The organism is Amycolatopsis sp. cmx-4-54 (assembly GCF_046548895.1).
In the GTDB taxonomy this organism is placed as follows: Bacteria; Actinomycetota; Actinomycetes; order Mycobacteriales; family Pseudonocardiaceae; genus Amycolatopsis.
This window is the reverse complement of record NZ_JAEBEJ010000025.1, coordinates 1-25,208: the sequence shown is the minus strand read 5'-3', so window position 1 is coordinate 25,208 and position 25,208 is coordinate 1. Positions and strand designations below refer to the sequence as shown.

28 protein-coding genes and 2 tRNA genes are annotated in these 25,208 nt (G+C 65.9%); 20 read left to right on the top strand and 10 right to left on the bottom strand.

Going from position 1 to position 25,208, the window contains the following annotated elements; genetic code table 11:
• Window positions 1-2: 2 nt before the first annotated feature.
• The 4 genes from ACLJQ7_RS42315 (at window position 3) to ACLJQ7_RS42300 (ending at window position 3,933) form a co-directional block, all read left to right on the top strand.
• Window positions 3-1,979: an acetoacetate--CoA ligase gene (locus ACLJQ7_RS42315; protein WP_410653819.1), complete on the top strand. Its 1,977-nt coding sequence runs from the start codon at window positions 3-5 to the stop codon at window positions 1,977-1,979.
• Between the two features lie 33 nt (window positions 1,980-2,012).
• Window positions 2,013-3,662 (top strand): phosphatidylglycerol lysyltransferase domain-containing protein, encoded by a 1,650-nt coding sequence (locus ACLJQ7_RS42310; protein WP_410653828.1) that lies wholly within the window; start codon window positions 2,013-2,015, stop codon window positions 3,660-3,662.
• A 65-nt stretch (window positions 3,663-3,727) separates the two neighbouring features.
• Window positions 3,728-3,817: transfer RNA gene (locus tag ACLJQ7_RS42305), tRNA-Ser, on the top strand.
• Window positions 3,818-3,859: 42 nt separating this feature from the next.
• Window positions 3,860-3,933, top strand: a tRNA-Arg gene (locus ACLJQ7_RS42300).
• 73 nt (window positions 3,934-4,006) lie between these two features.
• Here the strand turns inward: ACLJQ7_RS42300 and ACLJQ7_RS42295 are convergent.
• Entirely contained in the window at window positions 4,007-4,666 is a 660-nt protein-coding gene (locus tag ACLJQ7_RS42295) for a hypothetical protein (protein WP_410653818.1), read from the bottom strand.
• Window positions 4,667-4,995: 329 nt separating this feature from the next.
• Here ACLJQ7_RS42295 and ACLJQ7_RS42290 point away from each other — a divergent pair, with 329 nt between their 5' ends.
• Genes ACLJQ7_RS42290 through ACLJQ7_RS42280 form a run of 3 tightly spaced genes read left to right on the top strand, consistent with a single transcriptional unit; the run spans window position 4,996 to window position 8,940 of the window.
• On the top strand, window positions 4,996-5,685 hold the full coding sequence (locus ACLJQ7_RS42290; protein WP_410653817.1) for a hypothetical protein: 690 nt from the start codon (window positions 4,996-4,998) through the stop codon (window positions 5,683-5,685).
• Between the two features lie 13 nt (window positions 5,686-5,698).
• Window positions 5,699-7,126, top strand: a complete 1,428-nt coding sequence (locus tag ACLJQ7_RS42285; RefSeq protein ID WP_410653816.1) for a transcriptional regulator — start codon at window positions 5,699-5,701, stop codon at window positions 7,124-7,126.
• A complete protein-coding gene (locus ACLJQ7_RS42280) occupies window positions 7,123-8,940 on the top strand; it encodes a DEAD/DEAH box helicase (protein WP_410653815.1) in 1,818 nt (605 codons plus the stop codon). Before ACLJQ7_RS42285 ends, ACLJQ7_RS42280 begins: the two co-directional genes overlap by 4 nt.
• Window positions 8,941-9,021: 81 nt before the next feature.
• On the opposite strand, the gene ACLJQ7_RS42275 is transcribed toward ACLJQ7_RS42280, so the two are convergent.
• Window positions 9,022-10,422, bottom strand: coding sequence for a DNA cytosine methyltransferase (locus tag ACLJQ7_RS42275; RefSeq protein WP_410653814.1), 1,401 nt, complete (start codon window positions 10,420-10,422; stop codon window positions 9,022-9,024).
• Between the two features lie 76 nt (window positions 10,423-10,498).
• Here ACLJQ7_RS42275 and ACLJQ7_RS42270 point away from each other — a divergent pair, with 76 nt between their 5' ends.
• Window positions 10,499-11,011: a very short patch repair endonuclease gene (locus tag ACLJQ7_RS42270; protein ID WP_410653813.1), complete on the top strand. Its 513-nt coding sequence runs from the start codon at window positions 10,499-10,501 to the stop codon at window positions 11,009-11,011.
• Between the two features lie 87 nt (window positions 11,012-11,098).
• On the opposite strand, the gene ACLJQ7_RS42265 is transcribed toward ACLJQ7_RS42270, so the two are convergent.
• The gene (locus ACLJQ7_RS42265) at window positions 11,099-11,668 is read right to left on the bottom strand and encodes a TetR/AcrR family transcriptional regulator (protein ID WP_410653812.1); all 570 of its coding nucleotides are present in this window, start codon (window positions 11,666-11,668) and stop codon (window positions 11,099-11,101) included.
• 47 nt (window positions 11,669-11,715) lie between these two features.
• On the opposite strand from ACLJQ7_RS42265, the gene ACLJQ7_RS42260 reads away from it, so the two are divergent.
• Together ACLJQ7_RS42260 and ACLJQ7_RS42255 are read left to right on the top strand one after the other, a co-directional pair.
• Window positions 11,716-12,384 carry an SDR family oxidoreductase gene (locus tag ACLJQ7_RS42260; RefSeq protein ID WP_410653811.1) on the top strand — a complete coding sequence of 223 codons (669 nt, stop codon included), beginning with the start codon at window positions 11,716-11,718 and terminating at the stop codon, window positions 12,382-12,384.
• A 4-nt stretch (window positions 12,385-12,388) separates the two neighbouring features.
• Window positions 12,389-13,282: an SWIM zinc finger domain-containing protein gene (locus ACLJQ7_RS42255; RefSeq protein WP_410653810.1), complete on the top strand. Its 894-nt coding sequence runs from the start codon at window positions 12,389-12,391 to the stop codon at window positions 13,280-13,282.
• On the opposite strand, the gene ACLJQ7_RS42250 is transcribed toward ACLJQ7_RS42255, so the two are convergent.
• Complete coding sequence (locus ACLJQ7_RS42250) at window positions 13,279-14,271, bottom strand: tetratricopeptide repeat protein (protein ID WP_410653809.1); 993 nt, start codon at window positions 14,269-14,271, stop codon at window positions 13,279-13,281. The genes ACLJQ7_RS42255 and ACLJQ7_RS42250 overlap by 4 nt on opposite strands.
• 155 nt (window positions 14,272-14,426) lie before the next feature.
• Here ACLJQ7_RS42250 and ACLJQ7_RS42245 point away from each other — a divergent pair, with 155 nt between their 5' ends.
• Both ACLJQ7_RS42245 and ACLJQ7_RS42240 read left to right on the top strand, forming a co-directional pair.
• Entirely contained in the window at window positions 14,427-15,095 is a 669-nt protein-coding gene (locus ACLJQ7_RS42245) for an HNH endonuclease family protein (protein WP_410653808.1), read from the top strand.
• A gap of 28 nt (window positions 15,096-15,123) precedes the next feature.
• Window positions 15,124-15,771 carry an alpha/beta fold hydrolase gene (locus ACLJQ7_RS42240; RefSeq protein ID WP_410653807.1) on the top strand — a complete coding sequence of 216 codons (648 nt, stop codon included), beginning with the start codon at window positions 15,124-15,126 and terminating at the stop codon, window positions 15,769-15,771.
• A 56-nt stretch (window positions 15,772-15,827) separates the two neighbouring features.
• Here the strand turns inward: ACLJQ7_RS42240 and ACLJQ7_RS42235 are convergent, their stop codons facing one another.
• A complete protein-coding gene (locus ACLJQ7_RS42235) occupies window positions 15,828-16,463 on the bottom strand; it encodes a nitroreductase family protein (RefSeq protein WP_410653806.1) in 636 nt (211 codons plus the stop codon).
• 55 nt (window positions 16,464-16,518) lie between these two features.
• On the opposite strand from ACLJQ7_RS42235, the gene ACLJQ7_RS42230 reads away from it, so the two are divergent.
• Complete coding sequence (locus ACLJQ7_RS42230) at window positions 16,519-16,995, top strand: MarR family transcriptional regulator (protein ID WP_410653805.1); 477 nt, start codon at window positions 16,519-16,521, stop codon at window positions 16,993-16,995.
• Here ACLJQ7_RS42230 and ACLJQ7_RS42225 read toward each other — a convergent pair.
• The 3 genes from ACLJQ7_RS42225 to ACLJQ7_RS42215 all read right to left on the bottom strand — a co-directional run bounded on the left by ACLJQ7_RS42225 (window position 16,964) and on the right by ACLJQ7_RS42215 (window position 18,653).
• Complete coding sequence (locus tag ACLJQ7_RS42225) at window positions 16,964-17,389, bottom strand: ATP-binding protein (protein WP_410653804.1); 426 nt, start codon at window positions 17,387-17,389, stop codon at window positions 16,964-16,966. The genes ACLJQ7_RS42230 and ACLJQ7_RS42225 overlap by 32 nt on opposite strands.
• Before the next feature lie 77 nt (window positions 17,390-17,466).
• Window positions 17,467-18,240 (bottom strand): SigB/SigF/SigG family RNA polymerase sigma factor, encoded by a 774-nt coding sequence (locus ACLJQ7_RS42220; RefSeq protein ID WP_410653803.1) that lies wholly within the window; start codon window positions 18,238-18,240, stop codon window positions 17,467-17,469.
• Entirely contained in the window at window positions 18,237-18,653 is a 417-nt protein-coding gene (locus tag ACLJQ7_RS42215) for an anti-sigma factor (RefSeq protein WP_410653802.1), read from the bottom strand. The genes ACLJQ7_RS42220 and ACLJQ7_RS42215 overlap by 4 nt, the downstream gene beginning before the upstream one ends.
• A 136-nt stretch (window positions 18,654-18,789) precedes the next feature.
• Here ACLJQ7_RS42215 and ACLJQ7_RS42210 point away from each other — a divergent pair, with 136 nt between their 5' ends.
• The 6 genes from ACLJQ7_RS42210 (at window position 18,790) to ACLJQ7_RS42185 (ending at window position 21,937) form a co-directional block, all read left to right on the top strand.
• On the top strand, window positions 18,790-19,098 hold the full coding sequence (locus tag ACLJQ7_RS42210) for a WhiB family transcriptional regulator (protein ID WP_034319872.1): 309 nt from the start codon (window positions 18,790-18,792) through the stop codon (window positions 19,096-19,098).
• Window positions 19,099-19,312: 214 nt separating this feature from the next.
• On the top strand, window positions 19,313-19,666 hold the full coding sequence (locus tag ACLJQ7_RS42205) for an STAS domain-containing protein (protein WP_016330770.1): 354 nt from the start codon (window positions 19,313-19,315) through the stop codon (window positions 19,664-19,666).
• A gap of 54 nt (window positions 19,667-19,720) precedes the next feature.
• Complete coding sequence (locus ACLJQ7_RS42200) at window positions 19,721-20,506, top strand: metal-dependent hydrolase (RefSeq protein WP_410653827.1); 786 nt, start codon at window positions 19,721-19,723, stop codon at window positions 20,504-20,506.
• A 66-nt stretch (window positions 20,507-20,572) separates the two neighbouring features.
• A complete protein-coding gene (locus tag ACLJQ7_RS42195) occupies window positions 20,573-21,130 on the top strand; it encodes a TetR/AcrR family transcriptional regulator (RefSeq protein WP_410653801.1) in 558 nt (185 codons plus the stop codon).
• Between the two features lie 53 nt (window positions 21,131-21,183).
• Window positions 21,184-21,507 (top strand): hypothetical protein, encoded by a 324-nt coding sequence (locus ACLJQ7_RS42190; RefSeq protein ID WP_410653800.1) that lies wholly within the window; start codon window positions 21,184-21,186, stop codon window positions 21,505-21,507.
• Between the two features lie 37 nt (window positions 21,508-21,544).
• Window positions 21,545-21,937, top strand: coding sequence for a hypothetical protein (locus ACLJQ7_RS42185; RefSeq protein WP_410653799.1), 393 nt, complete (start codon window positions 21,545-21,547; stop codon window positions 21,935-21,937).
• Between the two features lie 54 nt (window positions 21,938-21,991).
• Here the strand turns inward: ACLJQ7_RS42185 and ACLJQ7_RS42180 are convergent, their stop codons facing one another.
• Window positions 21,992-23,626, bottom strand: a complete 1,635-nt coding sequence (locus tag ACLJQ7_RS42180; protein WP_410653798.1) for an ABC transporter permease — start codon at window positions 23,624-23,626, stop codon at window positions 21,992-21,994.
• A complete protein-coding gene (locus ACLJQ7_RS42175; protein WP_410653797.1) occupies window positions 23,623-24,519 on the bottom strand; it encodes an ATP-binding cassette domain-containing protein in 897 nt (298 codons plus the stop codon). Before ACLJQ7_RS42175 ends, ACLJQ7_RS42180 begins: the two co-directional genes overlap by 4 nt.
• A gap of 94 nt (window positions 24,520-24,613) precedes the next feature.
• Between ACLJQ7_RS42175 and ACLJQ7_RS42170 the strand changes: the two genes are divergently transcribed.
• A complete protein-coding gene (locus tag ACLJQ7_RS42170) occupies window positions 24,614-25,117 on the top strand; it encodes a GbsR/MarR family transcriptional regulator (RefSeq protein ID WP_410653796.1) in 504 nt (167 codons plus the stop codon).
• Window positions 25,118-25,208 lie beyond the last annotated feature (91 nt).

Below are 25,208 nucleotides of genomic sequence, written 5' to 3'. Positions count from 1 at the left end.
GGGTGACGCACACCGCCGACGCCCCAGAAGTGCTCTGGCGCCCCGAGCCGAGCCGCCTGCCCGACACCAAGATCGACGCGTTCCGCCAGTGGCTGCGCACCGAACGCGGCGTGGAGGTCGACGACTACAACGCGTTGTGGGAGTTCTCCGTTCAGCGTGGGCCGGAGTTCTGGTCGGCCGTCGCCGGCTTCCTCGGCGTGCGCTGGCACGACGAGCCCGGCGCGGTGCTCACCGGCGAGATGCCGCACGCGCGATGGTTCGAAGGCGGCACGCTGAACTACGCCGAGCACTCGCTCATGCCCGGTGTCGCGGGCGCCGCGAAGGCTGACGACGAGGTCGCCGTGATCTTCCACCGCGAAGACGGCCTCTCGTCGCAACTGACGTACGGCGCTCTGCGGTCCGCCGTCGCCTCCGCGCGGGAAGGGCTGCGGAAGCTGGGAGTGTCCAAAGGGGACAGAGTCGTCGCGCTGGCGCCGAACTGCCCACAGACGCTGATCGCCTTCCTCGCCACCGCGAGCCTCGGCGCGATCTGGTCGTCGTGCTCGCCGGACTTCGGCGTCCGCGCGATCACCGACCGCTTCGCGCAGATCGAGCCGAAGGTGCTGATCGCCGTCAACGGTTACGTCTACAATGGACGGTGGTTCGACAGCCGGTCGACGGTGAACGCCCTGCGGGACGAGATCTCCACACTCGAAGCGACCGTGCTCGTCGACTACGCCGGTGGCCGTCTCGACGGCACGCTCGACTGGGACACGCTGCTCGCCGACAACGCCGGCGCGGAACTGGCGTTCGAGCCCGTCGAATTCGGCCACCCGCTGTGGGTCCTGTACTCCTCGGGGACCACCGGCCTGCCGAAGGGCATCGTCCACGGACACGGCGGCATCACCCTCGAACACCTCAAAGCCCTTGCGCTGCAATGCGATCTCGGTCCCGGCGATCGGTTCTTCTGGTTCACCACCACCGGCTGGATGATGTGGAACTTCCTCATCTCCGGCCTGCTGACCGGCACCACGATCGTGCTCTTCGACGGCAGCCCGGGGCACCCGGACCTGAACGTGTTGTGGCACTTGGCCGAGCAGCACCGCGTCACCTACTTCGGCACGTCGGCGCCGTACATCCAGAGCTGTCTGAAGGCAGGCATCAAACCGGCCGAGCGATACGACCTCACCGCGTTGCGCGCGTTGGGATCCACCGGCGCGCCGCTGAGCGTCGAGGGCTTCCGGTGGATCGTCGACGAGGTCGGCAAACGCGTCCAGATCTGCTCGGTGTCCGGCGGCACGGACCTCTGCGCGGCGTTCGTCGCGTCCGCCCCGGACGTCCCGGTCTGGCTGGGCGAACTCTCGGTCCGCGCGCTCGGCGCCGCCGTCGCCGCGTTCGACGAGGCCGGGAAGCCCGTGGTGGAGACGGTGGGCGAACTGGTGATCACCGAGCCGATGCCGTCGATGCCGGTGTTCTTCTGGAACGACCCGGACGGCTCGCGGCTGCGCGAGGCGTACTTCGAGATGTACCCCGGGATCTGGCGGCACGGCGACTGGATCCGGATCACCGGACGCGGCTCCGCCCTCATCTACGGGCGCAGCGATTCGACGCTGAACCGCGGCGGCGTCCGGATGGGCACGGCCGAGTTCTACCGCGTCGTCGAGTCGTTCGACCAGGTCGCGGACTCGCTGGTGATCGACACGTCGGCGGCGGGGAACGAGGACGGGCAGCTGCTGTGTTTCCTCGTGCTGGCCGAAGGCGCGTCGCTCGACGAGGTCGAACCCGCCCTGCGCAAGGAACTGCGCGGGGCCCTCTCGCCGCGGCACGTGCCCGACCGGTTCGTCCAGGTGAGTGAGGTACCCCGGACGCTCAACGGCAAGAAATGCGAGGTTCCGGTCAAGAAGATCCTTTCGGGAGTTTCACCTGACCGCGCCGTCAGCCGGGATGCCCTGCTGAACCCCGACGCCCTTGTACCGTTCGTGGAGCTGGCGAGGAGCTGAACGTAGGGACGGAACTTGGCGGGCGCTTGGCGGGTGGCGGGTGCCACCTCGGTGGCGGTGATCACCTGGGTGACGCGGCTGGCCGGACTGCTGGCCCTGGTCTCGGTGCTGGTCCCGGCCGGGCGGCGCACCCTGCGCGGACACGTCGCCGAATGGCTGGAACTGCCGCACGAGGCCACGGTCGGCGCGGCGACGGTCGCGCTGGTGACCGGTGTGCTGCTGATGTTGCTCGCCACCGGTCTCAAGCGGCGCAAACGCCGGGCCTGGCAGTTGGCGGTCGCCACCGCCGCGTTGCTGACCGTGTCGCACCTCGGGCTGCGGCACGCCCTCGGTGCGGGTCTCGTGTCGCTCGCGCTGCTGATCGCCCTGATCGCGACGCGGCGCCACTTCATCGCGCTTCCCGATCCGGTCACCGGCCGGTGGCGCGCGGTCCGGGTCTTCCTGCAACTGACGGTCGCCGGGGTCGCGATCAACTTCGTGCTGCTGTCGGTCGCGCCGGTCCACGCGGGTGTCGGTGATCGGCTGGCGCAGTCGACGCTGGCCCTGATCGGCGTGAGCGGTCCAGTGGTGTTTCCCGCGCTGTGGCTGGAAGACCTGTCGGCCGCTGTCGGCCTGCTGTTCGGGATCGGCGCGGTCCTGCTGGCGGCGTACTTCCTGCTCCGCTCGGCCGAACCCGCGCCGGAGCTGACCGACGACGAGGTCGAGCGGCTCCGCGGGCTGCTGGGGGAGCGGGACTCGCTGGGATACTTCGCCCTGCGCCGGGACAAGTTCGTGGTCTTCTCGAAGTCGGGCAAGGCCGCGGTGACCTATCGGGTGATCGCCGGGGTCGCGCTGTGCTCGGCGGACCCTCTCGGTGACCCGGAAGCGTGGCCCGGCGCGATCGAGGAGTACCTGGACGTCTGCCGAAGGTATGCCTGGACCCCGGCGGCCATGGGCTGCTCGGAACTGGGCGCCACCGTCTGGGCACGCTTCGGGCTTGAAGTGCTGGAGATCGGCGACGAGGCCGTCGTCGACACCGACACCTTCACCCTCGAAGGCCGCGTCATGCGCGGAGTCCGCCAAGCCGTCTCACGCACGAAGCGCGCCGGCTACACCGCGCGCATCCGTAAAGCCGAAGACCTGTCTCTCGCCGAGCTGGACGAACTCCGCACCCTCGCCGCCACCTGGCGCGGCACCGACACGGAACGTGGTTTCTCGATGGCGCTCGGCCGCATGGGCGATCCCGGCTCGATCCTGGTGACCGCCGAACACGACGGACGTGCGCGCGGCATCCTCCAGTTCGTCCCGTGGGGCGAGAAGGGCCTCTCGCTGGACGTCATGCGCCGCGACCGCACCGCCGACAACGGCGTCAACGAACTGATGATCTCGGAGCTACTTCTGACGACCCCCGCCCAGCACGTCTCCCTGAACTTCGCCGCCTTCCGGGCCGTCCTGGAACAAGGGCAACGCATCGGCGCCGGCCCCGTCGCCCGCCTGTCCGCCCGGACATTGCGATTCTTCTCACGCTGGATCCAGATCGAGACCCTCTACCGCTTCAACGCGAAGTTCCAGCCCCGCTGGATCCCGCGCTACCTCGCCTACCCCGCGGCCCGCGACCTCGCCCGAGTCGCCGTCGCCGTCTTCGAAGCCGAAGGGCTCGGCGGACGCCCATATCGCCTGCTCAGAGCCCTGCAACGCGTCTAAGGGGGGTGCCTTCCCAGGGGGTCCGCGGGGTGTGTAACCTATTTGAGCAGTGGTCGTTGGGCCTGGGAGGCTTCGCCTAGTCTGGTCTATGGCGCCGCACTGCTAATGCGGTTGGGGGTAACCCCCCCTCCCGGGTTCAAATCCCGGAGCCTCCGCTGGTACCTGTTCCGGCAGGTGCTAGATTGATAACTGAACAAGCGCCCGTAGCTCAGCTGGATAGAGCATCTGACTACGGATCAGAAGGTCAGGGGTTCGAATCCCTTCGGGCGCACGTCTGGTTGAGACAGCACTAAGGCCCTCCCGTTCGCGGGAGGGCCTTTTTGTCTGTGCTTTGTGGAGTGGCCTCAGCTAACCGCGGCGAGCAATACGGACCTCGCATCTTCGGCTAAGCCTGAATCCTGCAGCTCGATAACGAACCGCATGGCTTGCTTCGGATCCGGATCGCGGCCGTAGAACTGGATCAATGTCTCTGCGAGGAGATCCTCGCGTTGCCGGCGAAGCATCGCCAAAGACGCTGCACCCTCTGAGGTAGACAGTCGGCTCGGGATCTCCCGCACCAGGGTCAGCGCGGCCTCGGCTTGACCACTTGCCAGCAAGCGCACTGACTCCGTCGCGATTGACGGTGCCGACAGGGTTCCGAGTTCGTTCCCCTGCCGGTCCCCTTGCTGAGTGGTGACCGGCAGGTGTCTTGCCAAGGGTGCAGCAGAATACGTGGCAGCTTCGAGCTGCTCGTTCGCTTTCAGTAGTTCTGCGACCTGCTGGCGCAAGGACTGAGCTGTTCGATGGTGCTTTAGGCAGTGGGCACACGTCTTGGGCTTGCGGGCAGCAGAGGCCTTGACGTACCAGCTCCGGAGCTCCTGGATCGACAATGAAACAGTCGCACTACCGACATCCTCGCAGGCCAGAGTGTGCAGGAGCGATGCGAAACCCCACGGCGGAAATCGCTTACCTCTGAGGTACCGCGAGATGGCGTCGCCGCGGATTGGGTAGTTGCGAGCCTTCATGCGAACAGAGACGTCGTCGAGAGTGGGACCACGCCGAGGGGTGGTCAGTTGGCCGCACAAGCCCCTGAGTATGTCGACGAGCTCTCGCCATTCCGCTGAAAGGTGCTGGTCGGCGTCCTTCAGCTGTCCCCGTGCTGGCATCCTGGCCCGCCTCCCTCGCCGGTCAAGCTGCTTCGGCCGCCCGAATTGCGACAGGGCAACATTTTGCCAGTCTATGGCGCAAGATGATGTTTCACTAGCTTTTTGCTGCGCCCCGGGTGTGGAGTGGAGGCCACAGGACGACGCCTGGTCGCCCAGTGAGATGAATTGATGTGTGAGAGGGGTAGCTCATGACACTTCCGTCGTGGCGCGATACGTCGCGAGGAACCATGGTTCGAGGGGCACTATGGCTGGAGTCCGAAGTAGGCGAGGGTGAGATCTTCACCAAGACGCGACTACGTGAGGCATTCCCGGACGTCAGTCAGATTGATCGTCGCCTTCGCGATCTCCGGGACTACGGATGGCAGATCGACACTCGCCGGGAGGATCCGTCGCTGAAACAGGAGGAGCAGCGCTACGTGAAGCGTGGCCGGGAGGTGTGGATCCCAGGGCAGGCCAAAGTTAGCCGAAACGCGGGTCTGACTGCGGCTCAACGAAGCAAGATCATGCTTGCTGACAACTTCCTCTGTCGGTCCTGTGGCATCGCTGGCGGTGACCTCTACGGAGAGGACGGTGTCACGTCGGCGCAGCTCGACGTTGCACGTCGTAAAGTCCAGCTACCTGATGGCACTGCAGAGGTACAGTTGGTAACCGAATGTAATCGTTGCCGAGTTGGCCGTCGAGGTCATCAGGTCGATCTGCCGAATGTCCTCGCCGTCGTGGAGTCACTTGCTCCATTGGAGCGGCAGATCTTCGCCAAATGGATCGAAGCTGATGGGCGTAAGCTCAGCGGGCTTGAAAAGCTCTGGGGTATCTACCGGACCTTGCCGGAAGAATCCCGGCAGCTTGTGAGGCAGGCCACCACTGAGGACGGCCATTGAGAAGGAGCAATTGATGCTTCAAGACTATCCACTGCCGGCTGAGGCTGCCGAGTTCGCACGGCTGATCAAGAAGAGGCTGGAAGAAGCCCGCGGTTCGAGCCGGGCGCGGGAAACCGTGACAGTTGAATGGAATAAGCAGCCGCTGCATGTAGACGTCGTTGATCTACCGCTCAGCGGACTCTACTTTAATCCTGCGACTCACCGGATCAGGGCTCAGCGGTCTCATGATCCGGAGCGAGATAAAAAGCTGGATTATGACCCGTACGGTGACGAAGCTCAAGATTACCTGAAGTTCTTGCTTCAAGCGGAGCCATCAAATCCGGAGAGAAGGGATCCGGATTTCGATAAGCTAAAAGAAGACCTTAAAGAATTTGGCCAAACCGATCCGGGTTTGATCACTTCTCACGGAATCCTCGTAAACGGAAATACGCGCGCTGCGGCACTTAGGGAAGCGGGTGCGCAGTCGATGAGGGTCGGCGTCCTTCCTGAGTCTTTTACTTGGTCTGACATCAATGCGGTAGAGCTTTCCCTGCAGCTTCGCGATGATCATCGGCGAGAGTATTCATATATCAACCGCCTGTTAGCCATGGAAGAGCAGGCGGCGTGGGGAAGAACGCCAGAGGAAATCGCGAAGGAATTTCGCATTCGGGTGGCAACCTACGAGCAGGATCGATGGATCCTTAGTGTGGTGCGGGATCAGATTGCGCGCAGCAAAGAAGGATCCTCTGCCCTGCGAATGGTGGATTTTGAAGACCAGCAAGAGAAGCTAAAGGAACTTCACCGAGCATATAAGGCGTTGAGTTCAGCCGATCCCGATCGCGCCGAGATTTTTAAGGAAACCAGGATGTCGGCGATCATCCTGGACTTTTCTAAGACGGACATCAGGTTCATCGAGGACGGCGGATTTCGGGACACTTATCTGGGAGAGTTGCCGGCCTCGCTGGAGACAGCAACTGAAGAGGGCAACGCTGTTGCTGTACCGGGTCTCGGCGTGACGATCCCAGGAGCTTCCGCAGCGGTCGCCGCCGCTCGAGGGCTCACCGATCAACTACTCAAAGCGAAGGCTCGAAGCAAAGCCTCCTCAGTGTCCGTCGTGTCAGACGACGAGAGAATAAAAGCCAAGAAGGTCTTCGAGGAGGCTAAATCTGCCTTTGAGGACGCCCTCGACACAGCTGGTCGAGAAATGCGTGTGAGGAAGCGCAAACAGCAAGCGCCGGCACGCCTTGCGGACGCCTGCGCTGACATCGAGCAGTGTGTGGTCGAACTTGTACAGGCTCGTGCGTCTAGGACGCTAGATGAGGAAGCTTTCGACGAAGCAGTGATAAGGCTGAGAGACAGCATTAAAAAGCTCGCGCACCAGGCAGGGCGAGGTATCTCACAACCAGGTGATGGCGTGGCATGGCTCTTGGATGCTGCGGGAGCGGCCGAAGGGACTTCATGACCGGCCCACTGAGTGACAAGACTCTGTATCTTGGATTTGACGAATCCCGCACCAAGGTAGTTCTACGGACCACGGAGAAGTATCGCGGAGATCTGGTGCAGCTTGCTGCACGGTTTCAAACCGGCGCGCAGCTGGGGCCATTATCAATCGCTGTAGCTCTTGAAGACCTGCTGCTGCGGCTGACTGCGATCAGCTCGTGGCCTGACCCTACCGGCGTTGAGTGGGAGCCGGCTCTCGCCAGTCTTGTCCGGGGTAACCTAGAGGACACGGCGACGGTCCAAGCCCGCCTAAAAGGCTCTCCGCAGCCAGGCGAAACTGAGATCGGTGACGTGCCGGACCTTCTCGGTACCAACTGGCACGGGGATTTGCGCGAGTTTCAGAAACGAGACATTGCGAAGCTGCTGTCACTGCAACATGGGGCAAACTTCAGTGTCCCTGGCGCAGGAAAGACGCGTGTGGCCCTAGCTGTCTATTCTGCCCAGAAGGAGAAAGGTGAAGTAAGTCGACTTTTGGTTGTTTGCCCGAAGTCGGCTTACGAATCATGGCAGTTTGAAACCGGCGCGTGCTTTCGGAGTCCTTTGCGTACGAATATTCTGGACCGTTCTCGAGATGAATGGGCCGAGGTTCTGATCATTAACTATGAACGGCTAGAACGCTCTCGAGGAATGCTCGCTGCGTGGCTGCAGGCGGAGCCTTCGATGATCATTCTCGATGAAGCGCACCGGATGAAGCTGGGTGTACGAGGTGCGTATGGTGCGGCGTGTATGGCTCTCGGACCGCTGGCGCGCCGAAGGTTAATACTAACAGGAACTCCTGCACCTAACGGAGTAAAAGACCTCGAAAGCCTGCTGGCCTTCGCCTGGCCAGGGCATGGTCATCGAGCTGTTGCAACCGCTGTGGCAGGCGGAGATCTCGCGTACGCCAGTTCCGCCTTGCGTCCCCTATTTACACGGACGACCAAGAACGAGCTTGGGCTCCCTCCCGTTGAGCCTAAAGTCAGTTTCGTCGACATGCCCCCGCTGCACAAGGAGATCTATGACTCGCTGGTAGGCGGCATCGTTGGCCAGGCAGCCCGTGATGACCTTAGCGCTCTTGGCAAGACCGCGCTCAGGTTGCTGATGGCCGCGACAAGCCCGGCTCTTCTGCTTGAAGGTGAAAGCCGCTATGAACCTCTTGAATACAAGCTGCCGCCATTGGATATTCCGCAGTTCGACTCGCTCCATTCTTTACTGAAGAGCCTTCCCAGCTATGAACTGTCTCCAAAATACAAAGAGGCGGCCGCGATCGTTGCTGCTAACGCCGGCAAAGGCAGAAAGACTCTTATTTGGACCACTTTTGTTCGTAGTCTGTCAACGTTGGAGAGCCTTCTTCGAAACTTCAATCCGGCCGTCGTGCACGGTGGAACTTTAGACCGTGACGAACAGTTGCGCCGCTTTCGTGAGGATTCTGAATGCATGGTTCTGTTGTCTAATCCGGCAACACTGGGTGAAGGTATCAGCTTGCATCAGGTTTGCCATGATGCTATTTATGTCGACCGTGACTTCATGGCTGGCCGTTTTATGCAGAGTCTCGACCGAATTCACCGACTTGGACTTCAGCCGGATACTGAAACAAGAGTCACAGTTCTTGCGGTACGCGACACGATCGATGAAGTTGTAGCCCTTCGGTTGGGACAAAAGCTCGACTTCATGGGAAAGATCCTCGATGATCCATCTGTGATGCAGCTCTCTGATCTCCAGGAGGAGTCGCCTGTCGCTGGCGGGCTAGACGCGGAAGATATTCAAGCCCTGCTGCTTCATATGGGAACGAGCTAGTGGTCGCCAAATGGATCGCCTGGCTGCACTTGTTGAGAGCAACGACTGGTGCGGCCGGGCTTACTATGCGACTAATGAAATCTAGCTAATCTTAGCTCGATTCTTGATGAAACTTTCGTGCCTGCTGTGATCTTCTTGTCCCACGAATGCCTTGAAGTCACCGAGTGCGTAGGTGACGCCGTTCTTGCCTTCGGTTGTTTTAATCTCAAAATCTCGACTTAGCAAGCCAATTTTGTATTCTAACCTTGAAATTTCAGCGTAGTCAGGGTCGAGCTTTTGAAGATCTTCGGCCTTTACCGGCTCGCCGCCCGCATTGCGAAGAGCCTTGTACACGAGGTCATGTTCAATCGGCTCTCGGGTGAAAGTCTCACCTTCGCTGGTGTTAAAAGCTTTAATTATAGCCTCGCCGATAGCTCGCGCCATTGGAGGCGGAAAGGCGTTTCCGACCTGTCGATACCTTGAAGTCTTCTTTCCTGTGATGCGCCATTCATTGTTGCTGGGAAAGCCTTGAAGGCGAGCTACCATGTCAACCGTCAGTTTCGGGCCTCGTTCGGTCTTGTAGTCGTACTCGTCGTCAGGGGCGGGTGCATCGTTGGCGAGTCCGAGTGCGTCAACCCCAAGATGTCGCCACGCTTCTTTGGCTCTTGTTGGGCCAAGATCTGCGCCGCCGTGTTTCTTCGAGCCGCCCACTACTGTAGGAGCGATCTTATTGGCGACGGCTGCCCATTCTTCTGCGCCCTTCCAGCTATTCTTCTTCATGAGAGTCAACAGGGATTCGCCCACGGTTGGCGGAGCCTCTGCTGTTGGTACAGGCCACCTGAAGAACTGCGCGTCCTCTTCTTTGAGTGCAACCAGGATAAAGCGTGGGCGGAGTTGGGGGACGCCAAAATCTGAGGCATGAAGAAGCCTCCATTCGGCGACATATTTTTCCTCGGTGAGAAAGTCAATTACATGCTGGCGATAGCCGGCGAACCGAGGAAGGCTCAGTCCTCGTACGTTTTCAAGCAATAGTGCGCGGGGCTTTATGGTCTTTACGAGCTGCACTGCCCATGCGAATAAGTCGCGTTCGTCATTTGCGCCGAGCTGTTTACCTGCGATGGTGAATGGAGGGCAGGGAACGCCTCCTGCGAGAAGATCGACTCCGACGTGTTCATCGGGATTCCAGGTACTCTCGGTATCCGCTACATCTCCGTGGCTGACGCCTATTTTTTGGGGGTCTACTTCCTTGCCGCTGGTGAAATCGAGAACTCGATCCCCCTCGAACTTGAATCGAGGGACAAATTCTTTGTCGGCGGCTTTTGCTTGCTCGGCCGCTTCTTCTTCGGCCAGCTTGGCGAAGTTGTAGGTGAGAGTTCTGACCGCGTTTTCGTCTAGCTCAACGGCGAGTTGATGCCGGAACCCCGCCTGATGGAGGCCCAAGGCCTGGCCGCCCGCGCCGGCGCAGATCTCTACGACGGTGAAGTTGGGCTTCTCCTCAGGCATGCTCGGTTACCTTCCGCGGTGATGCAGGCTGGATCGCTGTCGTTGGAGTATCTTTCCTCATGGCGGTGCGAGGTCGATGAAGGGATGGAGATCGGCGGTCGTGTCTCGAGATGATCGCGAAGTAGTTCGGGCCAAGGCGCACGCCAAAGGCACCTACCCGGCGCCTGCGAGTCTTGGTCGGTCCCGCAACATGCAGGCCAACAGGCGAGCGGATACCAAACCTGAGGTTGCTCTCCGTAAGGCGCTGCATCGCCTTGGTTACAGATACCGCAAGGACCTTCGGCTGGTCCTTGAAGGCGGGGTCAAGGTTCGCCCGGACGTCGTCTTCACGGCACGGAAGGTCGCAGTCTTCGTTGACGGCTGCTTCTGGCACGTATGTCCCGAGCATGGGAGGGAGCCTACGTCCAATGAGTGGTACTGGACCCCGAAGCTGCGCCGCAATATGGACCGCGACCGGCTTGTGACGGTGGCGCTCCAGGAAGCTGGTTGGCTTGTGGTACGCGTGTGGGAGCACGAACCGCTGCCAGCTGCGGTCGCAGCTGTGGTAAGTGCCCTCGAACATGGGTTCGACAGTACTACGCAACTCTGACAATCAGGCCTCAGACACGGCGAGGTTGCAGGCCGGGTTAGCTATCGCGGGGGGGCGTGGTGCGTTGGTGTGACTGGACGCGCGAGGCTAGGTAGCCTCAAAGACGCTGGTCAGCGCCTCCCGGATCAACCCCGCCAGATCCGCCTCCCCGTCCGTCTCCGCCCACCGCACCAGTGCAACGTGGGCGGCGCCAAGACATGCCATAGCCGTAGCCCGCACCTGAAACTCTTCGTCCGGCGAAGGCGAAGGGCCACAGAGAGCAGTCACGATCGCATCAGCGGTCGCGTACTGGCTGTCCAGGTGCCGAGCCCGCAGCGCCGACACCGAGATCATCAGCCGTAGCCGCGCCAGCAGGAACGCCTTCTCCCGCGAAGACCCCAAAGCCGCGGTCGTCTCCAGCGCGCGCCCGATCCGCGCAGGCAACGGGCCAGGGGGCTCGGTAGTGACAGCGGAAGCGGTCACAGGGTCGTATTCGTCGTAGAGGACCAGGTCCTCCTTCGTCGGGAAGTGCCGGTAGACCGTCATCGCCGAGACCCCGGCGGCCGCGGCGACGTCGGCGACGGTGGTCGCGTCGTAGCCGACGTCGGTGAAGAGGCGGATCGCGTGCTCCTGCAGAAGGAGCCGGGTCTCGGCGCGCTGGCGGTCTCGAAGGCTCACGTGGTAGACACTATCAAAGTGTTAGTCACTAACATCTGGGGTGAGCGATGAAGACGGCATTGGTGACGGGCGCCTCGCGGGGGATCGGGGCGGCGATCGCGCGGAGGCTCGAGAAGGACGGCATAACCGTCCTGCGGCAAGACAGCAGCCAGGCCGACTTGTCGACCATGGAGGGAATCGACAAAGCCCTCGACGGCATCGACAGCCTGGACATCCTGGTCAACAACGCGGCCGCCCAACCGGCGGGCCCGATCGGGACGGACACGCCCGAGAGCTTCGATCGCCTGATGGCGGTGAACGTGAAGGCACCGTACTTCCTCATCCAGCGAGCACCGCTGAACGACGGCGGCCGCATCGTCAACGTCTCGTCGGTCGCCACCAGGATGGCCAACCCCGCCCAGACGTCCTTCGCGATGACCAAGGGCGCGCTCGAGACGATGAGCCGCACGCTCGCCCACCAGCTCGGGCCGCGCGGGATCACGGTCAACGTCGTAGCGCCGGGCGCGACCAGGACGGCGGACAACGGCGCGATCTTCACGCCGGAGCTGGAGGCCGCCATCGAAACCCTCACCGCGCACGGCAGGCTCGGCACCGCGGAGGACATCGCGGACGTCGTCGCCTTCCTCGCCTCCGACGACGCCCGCTGGGTGACCGGGCAGGTCATCGAGGCGAGCGGCGGGTTGTTCCTCGGGCCGCCGGGCCAAGGCGCAGAATAGGCCGGTGACGTGGTTCAGCGAGGACGAACTCCGCAGGCAGGCCGGTGACGTCTCCTTCGCGCGCGGCGCCAAGTACCTGGAGTCGGTCGAGACGCTGGACGACGTCGCGGGCGGGGTCACGGCGGTGGTCAGCGGCACCGACCGGTACACGGTCCGGTTGCGCAACGCCGACGGCGAGCTGGTCGGCGAGTGCTCCTGCCCGCACGCGGCGGACGGCTTCTTCTGCAAGCATTGCGTGGCCGTCGGGTTGCTGGTCCTGGAGGGCGTGGCGGACGGCGGCGCGGCCGACATCCGCGGGTACGTCGAGACCCTGGACCGCGCCGAGCTGATCGAACTGCTCGTCGGGCACGCCAACGAGGACCCCGTCCTGTTCCGCAAACTTTCGCTGAACGCGGGCCGCGGCGACCTCGACGCGTTGCGGCGGCACGTCGAGGGAACGTTGCGGTTGCGCGGTTTCGTCGGTTTCCAGGGCACGGTCGCGTACACCGAGAAGGTGCGCGAGGTGCTCGCCACCGCCAGGGAACTCATGGACGGGCCGCTGTTGTGCCGCGTCATCGAGCTGGTGGTGGAGGCGCTGGACTTCGTCGAGGACTCCTTCGGCGCGCTCGGCTCCGAGGTGTCGGGGGCGCTCGCGTTGTACGCGGAGGCCTGCGCCGATTCGCCGCCGGAGCCCAAGGAACTCGCGGAGTGGCTGCTGCGGCTGGACCTCGACGGTTCGGGCCGCCTCGACGTGAACATCGCGGACTTCACCGCGGGCCTCGGTTTCGAGGGGCTCGCGGTGTTCCGCGCCGGCGTCGAGGAGCGGTGGCGGCTCGACGACGGCGAGGACCCGTACCGCAGCCGCAAACTCCAGCGGCTGCGCGAGGGGTTCGCGGCGATGCGGAATTGGCAGGCCTAGTACCGCTGACGGTTGCGGTAAAGCTCCTCAAGATCCCGCAGTCCCGCCTGGTCGCCGGTGTCGGCGGCCGCGCGGAACCAGTGCTCGGCCTCCTGGAAGTTCCCGTGGTCGGCGGCGAGCCTGCCGAGGTTGGTGTACGCGGGGACACTGCCGAGTTCCGCGGCCTTCCGGTACCAGGCGGTGGCCTCGCCGGGATCGTTCCGGTCGTTGGCGAGCACACCCAGGTTCGTCATCGCGGCGGCGTCGCCCCGTTTGGCGGCCTTGAGGTACCAGCGTTCGGCGGCGTCGAGTTCGCCGCGCCGGTGCAGCACCAGGCCGAGGCGGACGGCGGCGTCGGGGGCGCCGGCGGCCGCGGCCGCGTGGTAGCAGCTTTCGGCGCGCGCGAGATCGTTCCGTTGTTGAGCCTGTCGGCCGAGTTTGATCAGTGACGTCGCGTCGGCCTCTTCGCTCGCCTTGCGCCACCAGGAATCCGCTTCAGCCGTCCGGCCGGTGTCGCAGAGCACGGCGCCGAGCGTGATCATCCCTTCGACGTTGCCCGCCTCCGCGGCCCCGCCCGCCCAGTACTCGGCCTCCTGGAGTTCGCCGCGCCGGTGCAGCGCACGCGCCAGTTCCGCCATCGCCTCGACGCGGCCCTCTTCGGCGGCCCGCCGCCACCAGTCCTCGGCGGCGCCGGAATCCCCTCGTCGCGCGCAGAGATTTCCCAGATGCGACATGGCATGCGAATCACCGGCGGTCGCGGCTTCGCGGTACCAGCGTTCGGCCTGTTCCGGCACGCCGCGCTCGGTCAGGAGATGCGCCAGGTTGCCCATCGCGACCCTGTCCCCGCCCTCGGCGGCCTTCCGGAACCACGCCTCCGCCTCGTCGAGATCGCCGCGCTCCAACGCGGTGGATCCCATACGCGCCATGGCGATCACGTGCCCGCGCTCCGCGGCCTTCCGGTTCAGATAGTCGTCGACCCGGGTGTTCCACTTACGTTTTTCGGCGCCCACAAGCCCGCTCCTTCCGGCAGCGTCCCTGGGGTAGTCGCCGCTCAAGGCCCGGATGTGACAACAACTACCGGGTGTCATCGCCGTGTCGCACCCGGTTTCCCGGCGGCCGCGGCGATACTTGGCGCTCCCCAACCCCCGTCGAGAGGAATCGCGCGGTGGCCACGCGTACCAGCCAGATGACCACCGCTCAGCGGTTGCTCCTGTTGATCACCCTCGCCGCCGTCGTACTGGCGGTCTTCTGGTTCGTGAGCGGCAAGGGCGACGCGTTGCAGCCGAAGCCCGCCAACCCCGCGAGCGCCGCCGACGCGCGCAAGCAGCTGGACGAACTCACCGTCGCGCCGCGCGGGTCGATGGACGGCTACGACCGCAAGAAGTACCCGCACTGGGACAACCAGGGGAACAACTGCAACACCCGCGAGTTCGTGCTCAAACGCGACGGCAAGGACGTGCAGGCCGGTTCCGACTGCGCCCCGACCTCCGGCAGCTGGACGAGCATCTACGACGGCGAGACCTGGACGAAGCCGACCGACATCGACATCGACCACATGGTCCCGCTCGCGCAGAGCTGGGTCAGCGGCGCGAAGTCGTGGACCGACGAGAAACGGCGCCAGTTCGCGAACGACCTGACCCGGCCGCAGCTGTTCGCCGTCACCGACAACGTCAACCAGGAGAAGAGCGACAAGGCGCCGGACCAGTGGAAGCCGCCGCTCGTCTCGTTCTGGTGCACCTACGCCACCGACTGGATCACCGTGAAGCACTACTACGGCCTCACGATCACCACCGCCGAGAAGAGCGCGCTCGGCGACATGCTCGGTCGTTGCTGATCCGCCCGGTTTCGGGTTGGCTGGGGCGATGGCGACCTTCGTACTGATCCACGGCGGTGGCGGCAGCGCCTGGGACTTCCACCTCCTCGAGGCGGAGCTGACCGGCCGCGGGCACGACGTCGTCGCGGTGAACCTGCCGATCGACGACGAGAAGGCCGGCTTCCCGGAACACGTCGACGCCGTCGTGAACGCGATCGGCGACCGCGAGGAACTGGTGGTGCTGGGCCATTCCTACGGCGGCTTCACCGCGCCGATCGTCGCCGCGAAAATTCCGGCGCGGCTGCTCGTGCTGCTGACCCCGATGATCCCGAAACCGGGCGAGACACCGGGGGACTGGTGGGGCAACACGGGTTTCGAGGACGCGAAGGACCTCACCGACGAGGAGAAGTTCTACAACGGCGTCCCCGCGGACATCGTCGCGGAGGCGGGCTCGCACGGCCGGAACCAGGTCAGCGCCGAATGGGGACAGCCGTGGCCGCTGGACGAGTGGCCGGACGTCCCGACGAAGGTGCTCATCGGGCGTGAAGACCGCTTCTTCCCGCCCGAGTTCCAGCGCCGGGTCGTCCAGGACAGGCTCGGTTTCGCGCCCGACGAGATCGACGGCTCCCACTCCGTGCCCTTGAGTCACCCCAAGGAACTGGCGGACCGGCTGGAGTCCTACCTCGGCGCCGGTTGAGTGAGTTCGCAACACGCTTCCTCGGCCTTACCCCTCAACAAGTCGCCAAGGGCGCTTTACCAGCGGTCCAGCCGCATGACCTCTTCGAGCGGCTGACGCGCGGCGGGCTTGAAGGTGTCACCGGTGTAGAACGCCGTCGGGATGAGCGCGGCCTGGTGCACGTTGTCCGGCAGGCCGAGGATCTCCGCGGCCTCCTTCTCGTACGCGAGGTGCAGCGTCGTCCACGCCGTGCCGAGCGTGACGGCCCGCGCCGCGAGCATGTAGCTCCACACCGCGGGCAGCAGGTTGCCCCACAGCCCGGCCTGGTTGCCGGCGGGCAGCTCGGCACCGCTCGTCTCCAGGCACGGGATGACGTGCACGGGCACCTCGCCCATCTTGTCGGCCAGGTACTCGACACTGGAGCCGACGCGCTTCTGCACCTGCGACCGCTGGGGGTCGTCCGCGAACAGTTTCCCGGCCGCGTGCGGGGAATCCAGGTACTCGCGGCACGCCCGCTGGTACAGCTTCCCGAGCTCGGCCCGCTGCCCGGGATCGGTGATCACGAGCCAGTGCCAGCGCTGCGTGTTCGATCCGCTCGGCGCCTGCAACGCCACCTGCAGGGCGTGTTTGACCAGTTCGAGAGGCACCGGCCGGGTCAGGTCCAGTCGTTTGCGGACGGTCCGGGTGGTCGTCAGCAGCTCTTCGGGCGTCATCCGGCGATTATGTCGTTATGATCCGCTGGTGGGGAGGCCGCCGCGCGAACGAGGGATGGGCACTTTGCTCAGGCACGTCCTCGACGTGACCGAAGCGGACGTCGCCGCGTTCTTCGAGGACATCGGGCTGGGCGACTACCGCCCGCGGTTCACGCCGTTCGTCCGCGCGATCGTCACGCACGGGCCGCTGCCCATCCGCGACCTCGCCGCCGAAGTCGGCGTAACCCATTCCGCGGCCAGCCAGACGATCGCGCAAATGGCCCGGCAGGACCTCGTCTCGCTCCGGCCCGGCACCGACGCCCGGCAGAGGATCGTTTCGCTGACCGAGAAGACACGCCGGCTGATGCCGACGCTCGAAGCCGAGTGGGCGGCGACCAGCGCCGCGGCCGCGCAGTTGGAAGCCGAACTGCCGTACCCGCTCAGGGAGGTGCTGGTCGCCGCCGTCGAGGCCTTGGAGCGGAAATCGCTCCGGGAGCGCATCGCCGAGACGGACGCCGCGCTCAAGCTGGAGCGTCGGCCCGGTAAAGACTGAACACGGCCCAGACGTACTTGCCGCCGGAACAGAGCTCGTGACCCCAGTCGTCGGACAACGCGTGCACCAGCTGAAGACCGCGGCTGCGCGCCGCCATCGGCGCCGGCTCCTTCAGCTTCGGCCGCCCCGACCCGGAATCGAAGACTCGCAGGGTGAGCCTGCCGTCGGAGTATTCGACTTCGAGCCGGTCCGGCTTCTCGCCGTGCTCGAAGGCGTTCGTGACCAGCTCGGATGTCGCCAGGAGAACGTCGTCGACCTCTGGGCCGTCGAGGCCGAAGCCCGCCAGAGTCGCCCGCACCGCCTGCCGCGCCACGGCCGGCGCCGTCACATCGACCGGCAAGGGGAGGGAGACCACCGGCAACGAGCCCTCCGATCGGGTCTTGGACATCGTCATGGTTCCGCACCTCCCCTCACGAGAGACTCCCAGATCCGCTGTTCGCCTCCCTGGTACCCACAAGGGCCGAGGTCGAATCAGACCCCGTCCGTGAGTTCTGTCTCGGTCAGTCCTTCTCTCATCTTCTTGAGCGTGGCGGCCAGCAACCTCGACACCTGCATCTGGGAAACACCGACCCGGCGGGCGATATCCGACTGGCTCATCCCGGACCCGAACCGCAGCGCGACGATCTTGCGCTCACGGTCGGGCAGCCGTTCCAGCATCGGCCGCAGCGCCTCGCGCAGCTCCGCCTGGCTCAGATTTGCGTCGGCCTCGCCGAAGCGGGTGTGCGCCGAGTTCTCCAGGAGGTTGTCCAGCGACGTGCCGTACCGGCCCTGGCCGGCGCGGAGCCCCTCGTAGACCTCGTCGATCGGGACGCCGAGATGGGCGGCGATCTCACTGGGCTTCGGCGCGCGGGAGAGCCGGACCGTCAGCTCCTCGCGCACGGCGGAGATGTTGGCGTTCAGCTCCTTGAGCCGCCGCGGCACGCGCACCGACCAGCTGTTGTCCCGGAAGTGGTGGCGCAGTTCACCGGAGATGGTGGGGACCGCGAAGGCCAGGAAGTCGCTGCCCTGGCCCGGGTCGAACCGGTCGACGGCGTGGATCAGCCCGATCGTCGCGATCTGGACCAGATCCTCCATCGACTCGTCCCGGTTGCGGAACTTGCGCGCCAGGTTGCGCGCGAGTTCGAGGTGCGCGCGTACCAACTCGTCCCGCAGCGTCTCACGCTCGGGGGAGTCCTGTGGCAGCGCGCACATGCGCTCGAACAGGGCCGGGACGTTCGCGCCGTCTTTCTCGACGGGTTCGGTCACGGCCGGGCCGCCTCGCTCTCCCGGATGAGCTCCACCCTGGACAGGTAGCCGCCGTCGGCCGGGGTGACACTCCGCCGCGCGGACGTCGCCAGCGCGGTGAGCAGTTGCCAGGACAGACCGGTCTCGTCGTCGGGTTCCGGGGAGTCCGAGAACACCGAGACGGTCACCTCGATCCGCCCGTCCTTCCACGAGAAAACGCAGGTCAGGCGCCCATCGGCGGCCGAGGGGAGCAGCATGGAGCAGGCCTCGTCCACCGCCATCCGGAGATCCTCGACCGCGTCCAGGTCGAAGTCCTGACGCATCGCGATGTCCGCGACGATCGTCCGGAGGGTCGGTACCACGTGCGGTACCGCGGCCGTGCGTACCTCGATGAGTTGAGCGCCCTCCCCGCTGGGCGGGGTGTTGTCCACCACGTGTGTTCCTCTCTCGAGCTGCGCTGCCGATCGGTCAGATGCCCTGGGTGTGAGCAAACCAAACCCACGTTTGAGCCGCGCAGGGGGCGGGCATGTAACCGGCGACAAACGATCTCCTGGGAAGGCGGGGACCGACATGGCTGACGTGAGCCGGCTGCCGAACGTGGTGGCGGAAGAGTGGGATTGGCAGCTCCGTGGGTCGTGCCGAGGCGCCGACAGCAGCTTGTTCTTCCACACGGACAACGAGCGCGGTTCGGCTCGCGAGCGGCGCGAGTCGCGGGCGAAGGCCATCTGCCAGACCTGTCCCGTGCTGGCCCAGTGCCGCAAGCACGCCCTGTCGGTGCAGGAGCCGTACGGCATCTGGGGTGGGCTTGGCGAGATCGAGCGCCGCGAGTTGTTCCTCCGCGAGCGCCGCGCCGAGCGCAAGGCCTTGACCGCGCATTGAGCGCGTCCCGGGCACCGGTCGGCGACGCGCGAGACGGCGATCGTGGCGCCCCGTCCGTACTGGGTTAGGGTTGGGACTGTCGTTGCGGGGACAGCCACGCCTACCCGCCGAAGAAGAGCGTGCGTCCGTGTCCGGACTGGGCGCGGCCGTCGCTTGAGACCACAGGCGCGTTCCGGCGCTGAGCGTCGGTTCTCACCTGATGAGGAGAATGTGCATGCCCGCAGCGGACCAGAACACCACGCCGCCCGGTTTCAGCATCACGCTGGACGCCGACGCGTCTGAACCGCGTGTGGTGGTCACCGGTGAGCTCGACCTGCTGACGAGCCCGCAGCTTCAGGAGACCCTCGGGGCCCTGATCACCGACAAACCTTCCGGTCGGGTGGTCGCCGACCTGACCGGGGTGACGTTCTTCGACTCCTCGGCGCTGAACGTGGTGCTCCAGGCGCAGCGTCAGGCCGCCGAAAAGGCCGTCGAACTCGAACTCGTGCCCAGCCCTCAGGTGAGCCGGGTGATCGAGCTCACCGGCGTCGCCGAGCACCTCAGCGTGTCGGAGGAGCCCCCCGCCTGATCCCCCGTTACGGTCGTGGGCTCGTGATCCGCGACACCTGGGGGCAGCACGATGATGGGGCGGACGCATGCCCTGACCGGCTGGTGCGCGGGGCTCGCGCTCGCACCCGTCGTCGGGGCGGGCACGGTGCACCAAGCGGTCGTGTTCGCCGCGACCACGGCCGGATTCGCCCTCCTGCCCGACCTCGACCACCCGGGCGCCCGCGCGTCGAAGCTGCTCGGCTGGTTCACCGGCGCGCTCTCCTGGCTGCTCCGCCGGGTTTCGGCGGCGCTCTACGCGCTGACCAAGGGGCCTCGGGACGAGAAGGTCACCGGTAAGCACCGGCACCTCTCGCACACCGTGCTGTTCGCCGTCGGTCTCGGCTTCCTGACCTCCTGGGGCACCACCGAAGGCGGACCGTGGGCGGTGTTCGGTGTCGTCGTCCTCGGCCTGCTGCTCGCCGAAGGCGCGCTCGGCGACTGGCTCCTGCCGGTCAGCGGCGCCGCGGTCGGCTGGTGGGTGTGGACCGCCCCGCCGGACAAAGCGGCGCAACTCGCGGAGATCTCCGGCTGGCTCGGCATCGCCGTCGCGGCCGGGTGTTTCGTGCACTGCCTCGGTGACGCGCTGACCGAGTCCGGTTGCCCGTTCCTGTTCCCGATCCCGATCGCGGGCGAGACCTGGTACGAGATCCGGCCGCCGAAGGTGCTGCGGTTCCGCACCGGCAAGCACGTGGAGAACCGGCTGATCTTCCCGGTGTTCGCGGTCGCCGCGGTGGTGCTGATCCCCGGGGTCTGGGAGTACCTGTTCACCACGGTCCAGGGGTTCTTCCCGCCGGAGGGCACGCAGACCGCGGTGCGGTGAGCCCGGAATGCCCTCGTCACCGCCGGCGTTGAATCGGAACGCCGGACCCGGTCGAGGAGGGGAACAGTGGACAAGCCCGTGCTGCGCGCCGACGCGCGCCGCAACCGAGCGAAGGTGCTCGCGGCCGCCGAAGAGGCCTTCGCCGTCGACGGCCTCGCCGTCCCCCTCGACGAGATCGCCCGCATCGCCGGTGTCGGCGCGGGCACCGTCTACCGGCATTTCCCCAGCAAGGAAGCGCTCTTCCAGGCCGTCGTCGTGGACCTGCTCGAACAGTTCGCGGGGGAAGCACGCGCACTGCTGGCCGCCGAAGACCCCGGTGAAGCGTTCTTCGGCTTCTTCAAACGTGTCGTCCAGCAGGCGTCGCGCAACCGGGCACTCTGCGACGCGCTCGCCGAGACGACCGGGCTGGGGTTCAAAGCGAGCGCGGGCCACGACTTCCGGGCGGCGTCGCAAGCGCTGCTGACCCGGGCGCAGGCCGCGGGCGCGGTCCGCGAGGACATCGACGGCGACGACCTGCGCGCCCTGATCGCCGGATGCCTTGCCGCCGAACGGTATTCGCTCGAGGAACGCCATCTCGTGCGGATCGTTGTCGACGGATTGCGCACGCAACGTAACAAAACGTAAGATCGATACGAGAAGTCCTCGTACCTGCGCGTCGCATGGCGGGGGGGTGCCGGATGTCGAGTCAAGGTCCCACCACCGGTTCCGTCACGGTCGCGGCCATCGCCGGCCTCGCGATCGGGCTGCTCATCGCCGCCCTCCTGGTGGCCGGCCGCGAGCCACAGCGCCGCGTCCACGAAGTCGGCACGACCCCTTCGCCGACCACGACCTCGCGTTCGGTCGGGCCGGTCACGGTCACCGTGCCGGGCAGCTCCCCGGAACCGCTCGTCGTCACCCGCACCAGGACGCCGGCGCCGCGCACGGTGACCCGGACCGTGACACCTTCGCCCACCTCGACGGAGCTGCCGCCGTCGACGACCACGGGGTTCCGGAGCGACTGAGGCAACCCGAGCGGCCCCTCGCGCCGTCTGTCCGGGTATGCGGCGGCTACCCGTTTTCGTGTTCTTGCTCGCGACCTTGACCGCGTGCCATCCCGGCGAAACGGCCTGCTCGGCCATCGGCCTGTCGGAGGGGATATCCCTCGAGATCTCGCCGGAAGTGGCCGCCGGTGTCACCCGTGTGTCGCTGGAGCTGTGCTGGGCCGGTGCCTGCGTGACCGAGTCCGCGCCCGGCGGCGTGCATGTCTTCATCCCGACCCAGGGCCTGCCGACCACGCCGGTCCGGACCACGGTGACCCTCGACGACGGAAAGCCCCAAGTCCTCGACGTGACCCCGGCGATCGCCTATCCGGTGAACGAAGCGTGCGGAGGCGGTGTGCCGGTCGCGAAGCTGGTCGTGACGCCCGGCGGCGAAGTACGGCAAGGACCGTGAAGGCCGCCCCCGATGAACGGCCTCCACGGTCATCCCCGGTGGCTAGGCCGTGTCCTAACCGACGTCACGACGCCGCCAGCCCATGAGCCCGGCCACGAGCGCGACCACGGCGACCCCGGTCAGCCAGACCAGCGGTGTCGCGGTGAACTCCGCGGCGGGCAGCTTCGGAACGTGCGAGAACGGTGAGGCGTCCACGACCGCCTGCGGCAGGTTCAGCACCGGGCCGAACAGGCTGAGCAGCAACGCCAGCCCGGCGATCGCCCACGCCGCCGTCGAAAGCTTCGGCGCCAGACCGAAGAGCGTCACGGCGAGGCCGGTGATCACCCACACCGCCGGAAGCTGCGCCAGCGAAGCGACCACCATGTCCCCGACCGAGTCCGAGACACTACCGGCCCGCATCCCGTTCGAAAGTCCTAAAAGGACACCACTGACCACCATCATCAGCGCCGTGCCGCCGAACGTGAACACGAGATGGCTTCCCAGCAGCCGCATCCTGCCCACGCTCGTCGCGAGCAGCGGCTCGACCCGCACCGCGGTCTCCTCGGCGCGGAGCCGCGCCGCGGACTGCACGCCGTAGAGCGCGATGACCATGGCGAACAGGCCGGCCATCGCCGCCATGAAGGCGTCGATCAGCCCGTCCGTGCCGCCCAGTCGCTGGAAGATCTCCTTAGCCTGCTGGCTTTCCCCGACGACATCGCCGATCCCGCTCGCCACGGAGCCGAACACCGCGGCGCAGACCGCCGTGCCGATCAGCCAGCCGATCAACGGACCCCGGTGCAGCCGCCACGCCAGCGCGAACGGGCTCCGCAGTGACGCCGCGGCCTCGGCGGGCCCGGGACGCGGAGGGACGATGCCGGTACCGACGTCACGCCGCGGGAGCAGCGCGTACCCGGCGGCGCCGACGACCACGGTCGCGGCCAGCGGCAGCAGGAAGACCCACCAGCGCTCGTCGGCGAACGGCCGGACCTGTTGCGCCCACCCGATCGGCGAGAGCCAGGAGACCCAGGTCGCGTCCGAGGTCGAGTCGCCGACGGCGCGCAGCAGGAACGCGACCCCGACGGCGGTGGCGCCGATCCCGTTGGCCGTCCTCGAATACTCGGCGACCTGGACGGCCACGGTTGCGATCGCCGTGAAGACCAGCCCGGTCACCGTGGTGGCGGCGCCGAGCGCGAGAGAGCCGCCGGCGGGCAGCTTCGCGCCGATCATCAGCCCGGTCTCGACGAGTCCGATGAGGACACTCGCGCCGGCGGACACCAGCACGCCCGCGGTCAGCAGCGCGTAGCGGCCGACCACCGCGGAGGCCAGCAGTTCCGCGCGGCCGGAGTCCTCCTCGGCGCGGGTGTGCCGGGTCACGGTGAAGACCGCCATCAGCCCGACGATCAGGGCGAGGAACCCGCCGAGCCGCCACGCGGTGAACCCGCCCGCGGTCGAGAGGTCGAAGGCCGGGCCGTAGATCAGCGAAAGCGACGGGTTCGCGCCCATGCTCGCGGTGAGCCCGGCCCGTTCGGCTGCCGTCGGGTACAGCGTTTCGAACGTCCCCGAGGACGTCGACGGCATGATCCCGAGCAGGACGATCCAGATCGGCAGGACGATCCGGTCCCGCCGCAGCGCCAGCCTGGTCAGATGCCAGGTGCCGACGAGTCCGTGCGCGGCACCCGAGGCCGCGGGACGGTCCAGCGTCGCGGTCATTTCGCGCTCGCTTCGGTGGTGTAGTGACGGAGGAAGAGCTCTTCGAGCGTCGGCGGCTGGCTGGTCAGGCTGCGAACGCCGACCTGCGTGAGCTGACGCAGCGCGTCGTCGAGGGAGCGGGTCTCGACGTCGAAGCGGACCCGATTGCCCTCGACCTTGAGGTCGTGGATGTTCTCCAGCCTGGTCAGCCCGTTCGGCGGGCCGGCGAGCTCGGCGGAAATCGACGTCCTGGTGAAGTGCCGGAGCTCGGCCAGAGTGCCGGTCTCGACGGTGTGCCCGTTGCGGATGATGCTGACCTTGTCGCAGAGCGCCTCGACCTCGGCGAGGATGTGGCTCGACAGCAGCACCGTGCGGCCCTGCTCGCGTTCCTCCTGGATGGCGTACTGGAAGGTGGCCTCCATCAGCGGGTCGAGGCCGGAGGTCGGCTCGTCCAGGATCAGCAGGTCCACGTGCGAGGCCAGCGCGGCCACGATCGCGACCTTCTGCCGGTTGCCCTTGGAGTAGGTGCGCCCCTTCTTCCTGGGGTCGAGGTCGAACCGCTCGATCAGGTCCTTGCGGCGCCGCTGATCGAGCCCGCCCCGCAGCCGCCCCAGCAGATCGATCACCTCACCGCCGGACAGGTTGGGCCAGAGGTTCACGTCGCCGGGGACGTAGGCGAGGCGCCGGTGCAGGCTCGCCGCGTCCTTCCAGGGGTCGCCGCCGAGCAGGCGGACGTCGCCCGAGTCCGCGTGGAGCAGACCGAGCAGGACCCGGACGGTGGTCGACTTCCCCGCGCCGTTCGGGCCGAGGAAACCGTGCACCTCCCCGACGGGTACCTGCAGGTCGAGACCGTCCAAAGCCTTGGTCCGGCCGAAGGATTTGTGAAGGCCGGAGACGGAGATGGCGTTTTCCATGAAGCTGAAGGTACAGTGATTTCACGAAGTTGTGAAGTTAAGAAAACATATGGATGGTGTGATCACTCTGGGGGACGTAGGAGAGGATGTATCCATGACGACGACGCCTGAGAGTGCTTCGAGCACCCAGAGAGACGAGGACGCCGTCCGCCGTTACGTGGAGCACCTGGGCCTCACGCTCTCCCAGATCGGGATGCAGCGGATGCCCGCCAGGGTGTTCGCCGCGCTGATGACCACCGACGCCGGCCGTCTCACCGCGGCCGAGCTGGCCGACCAGCTTTCGGTGAGCCCCGCCGCGATCTCGGGGGCCGTGCGGTACCTGGAACAGATCGGTCTGGTCGCCAAGGAACGCGAGCCCGGCTCGCGCCGCGACCACTACCGGCTCTTCGACGACCTCTGGTACGCCACCTTCATGAAACGCGACCGCATGATCTCCATGTGGCGCGACGCGGCGGACGAGGGCGTTTCGGCGCTGGGCGCGGGCACGCCGGCGGGTGAGCGGGTCGCCGAGATGAGGGACTTCCTGAGCTTCATGATCAAGGAACTCAACGACATGTACGCGAAGTGGCACGAGATGCGGGCCGAAAAGGGCAAGTAGGTCACGCGCGCGGGGCCATGCGCCGGACTGGCGGGGTTGCGAAAGCCACTTTCGCAACCTTCAACGTTGCGAAAGTGGCTTTCGCAACCAG

What these genes read in the sequence shown, in the direction of transcription:
- ACLJQ7_RS42295 (WP_410653818.1), bottom strand. Translation starts at nt 4,666, where the DNA reads ATGAAGGCTCGCAACTACCCAATCCGCGGCGACGCCATCTCGCGGTAC.
- ACLJQ7_RS42290 (WP_410653817.1), top strand. Translation starts at nt 4,996, where the DNA reads ATGACACTTCCGTCGTGGCGCGATACGTCGCGAGGAACCATGGTTCGA.
- ACLJQ7_RS42285 (WP_410653816.1), top strand. Translation starts at nt 5,699, where the DNA reads ATGCTTCAAGACTATCCACTGCCGGCTGAGGCTGCCGAGTTCGCACGG.
- ACLJQ7_RS42280 (WP_410653815.1), top strand. Translation starts at nt 7,123, where the DNA reads ATGACCGGCCCACTGAGTGACAAGACTCTGTATCTTGGATTTGACGAA.
- ACLJQ7_RS42275 (WP_410653814.1), bottom strand. Translation starts at nt 10,422, where the DNA reads ATGCCTGAGGAGAAGCCCAACTTCACCGTCGTAGAGATCTGCGCCGGC.
- ACLJQ7_RS42270 (WP_410653813.1), top strand. Translation starts at nt 10,499, where the DNA reads ATGAAGGGATGGAGATCGGCGGTCGTGTCTCGAGATGATCGCGAAGTA.
- ACLJQ7_RS42260 (WP_410653811.1), top strand. Translation starts at nt 11,716, where the DNA reads ATGAAGACGGCATTGGTGACGGGCGCCTCGCGGGGGATCGGGGCGGCG.
- ACLJQ7_RS42240 (WP_410653807.1), top strand. Translation starts at nt 15,124, where the DNA reads ATGGCGACCTTCGTACTGATCCACGGCGGTGGCGGCAGCGCCTGGGAC.
- ACLJQ7_RS42235 (WP_410653806.1), bottom strand. Translation starts at nt 16,463, where the DNA reads ATGACGCCCGAAGAGCTGCTGACGACCACCCGGACCGTCCGCAAACGA.
- ACLJQ7_RS42230 (WP_410653805.1), top strand. Translation starts at nt 16,519, where the DNA reads ATGGGCACTTTGCTCAGGCACGTCCTCGACGTGACCGAAGCGGACGTC.
- ACLJQ7_RS42225 (WP_410653804.1), bottom strand. Translation starts at nt 17,389, where the DNA reads ATGACGATGTCCAAGACCCGATCGGAGGGCTCGTTGCCGGTGGTCTCC.
- ACLJQ7_RS42210 (WP_034319872.1), top strand. Translation starts at nt 18,790, where the DNA reads ATGGCTGACGTGAGCCGGCTGCCGAACGTGGTGGCGGAAGAGTGGGAT.
- ACLJQ7_RS42205 (WP_016330770.1), top strand. Translation starts at nt 19,313, where the DNA reads ATGCCCGCAGCGGACCAGAACACCACGCCGCCCGGTTTCAGCATCACG.
- ACLJQ7_RS42200 (WP_410653827.1), top strand. Translation starts at nt 19,721, where the DNA reads ATGGGGCGGACGCATGCCCTGACCGGCTGGTGCGCGGGGCTCGCGCTC.
- ACLJQ7_RS42190 (WP_410653800.1), top strand. Translation starts at nt 21,184, where the DNA reads ATGTCGAGTCAAGGTCCCACCACCGGTTCCGTCACGGTCGCGGCCATC.
- ACLJQ7_RS42185 (WP_410653799.1), top strand. Translation starts at nt 21,545, where the DNA reads ATGCGGCGGCTACCCGTTTTCGTGTTCTTGCTCGCGACCTTGACCGCG.
- ACLJQ7_RS42180 (WP_410653798.1), bottom strand. Translation starts at nt 23,626, where the DNA reads ATGACCGCGACGCTGGACCGTCCCGCGGCCTCGGGTGCCGCGCACGGA.
- ACLJQ7_RS42175 (WP_410653797.1), bottom strand. Translation starts at nt 24,519, where the DNA reads ATGGAAAACGCCATCTCCGTCTCCGGCCTTCACAAATCCTTCGGCCGG.
- ACLJQ7_RS42170 (WP_410653796.1), top strand. Translation starts at nt 24,614, where the DNA reads ATGACGACGACGCCTGAGAGTGCTTCGAGCACCCAGAGAGACGAGGAC.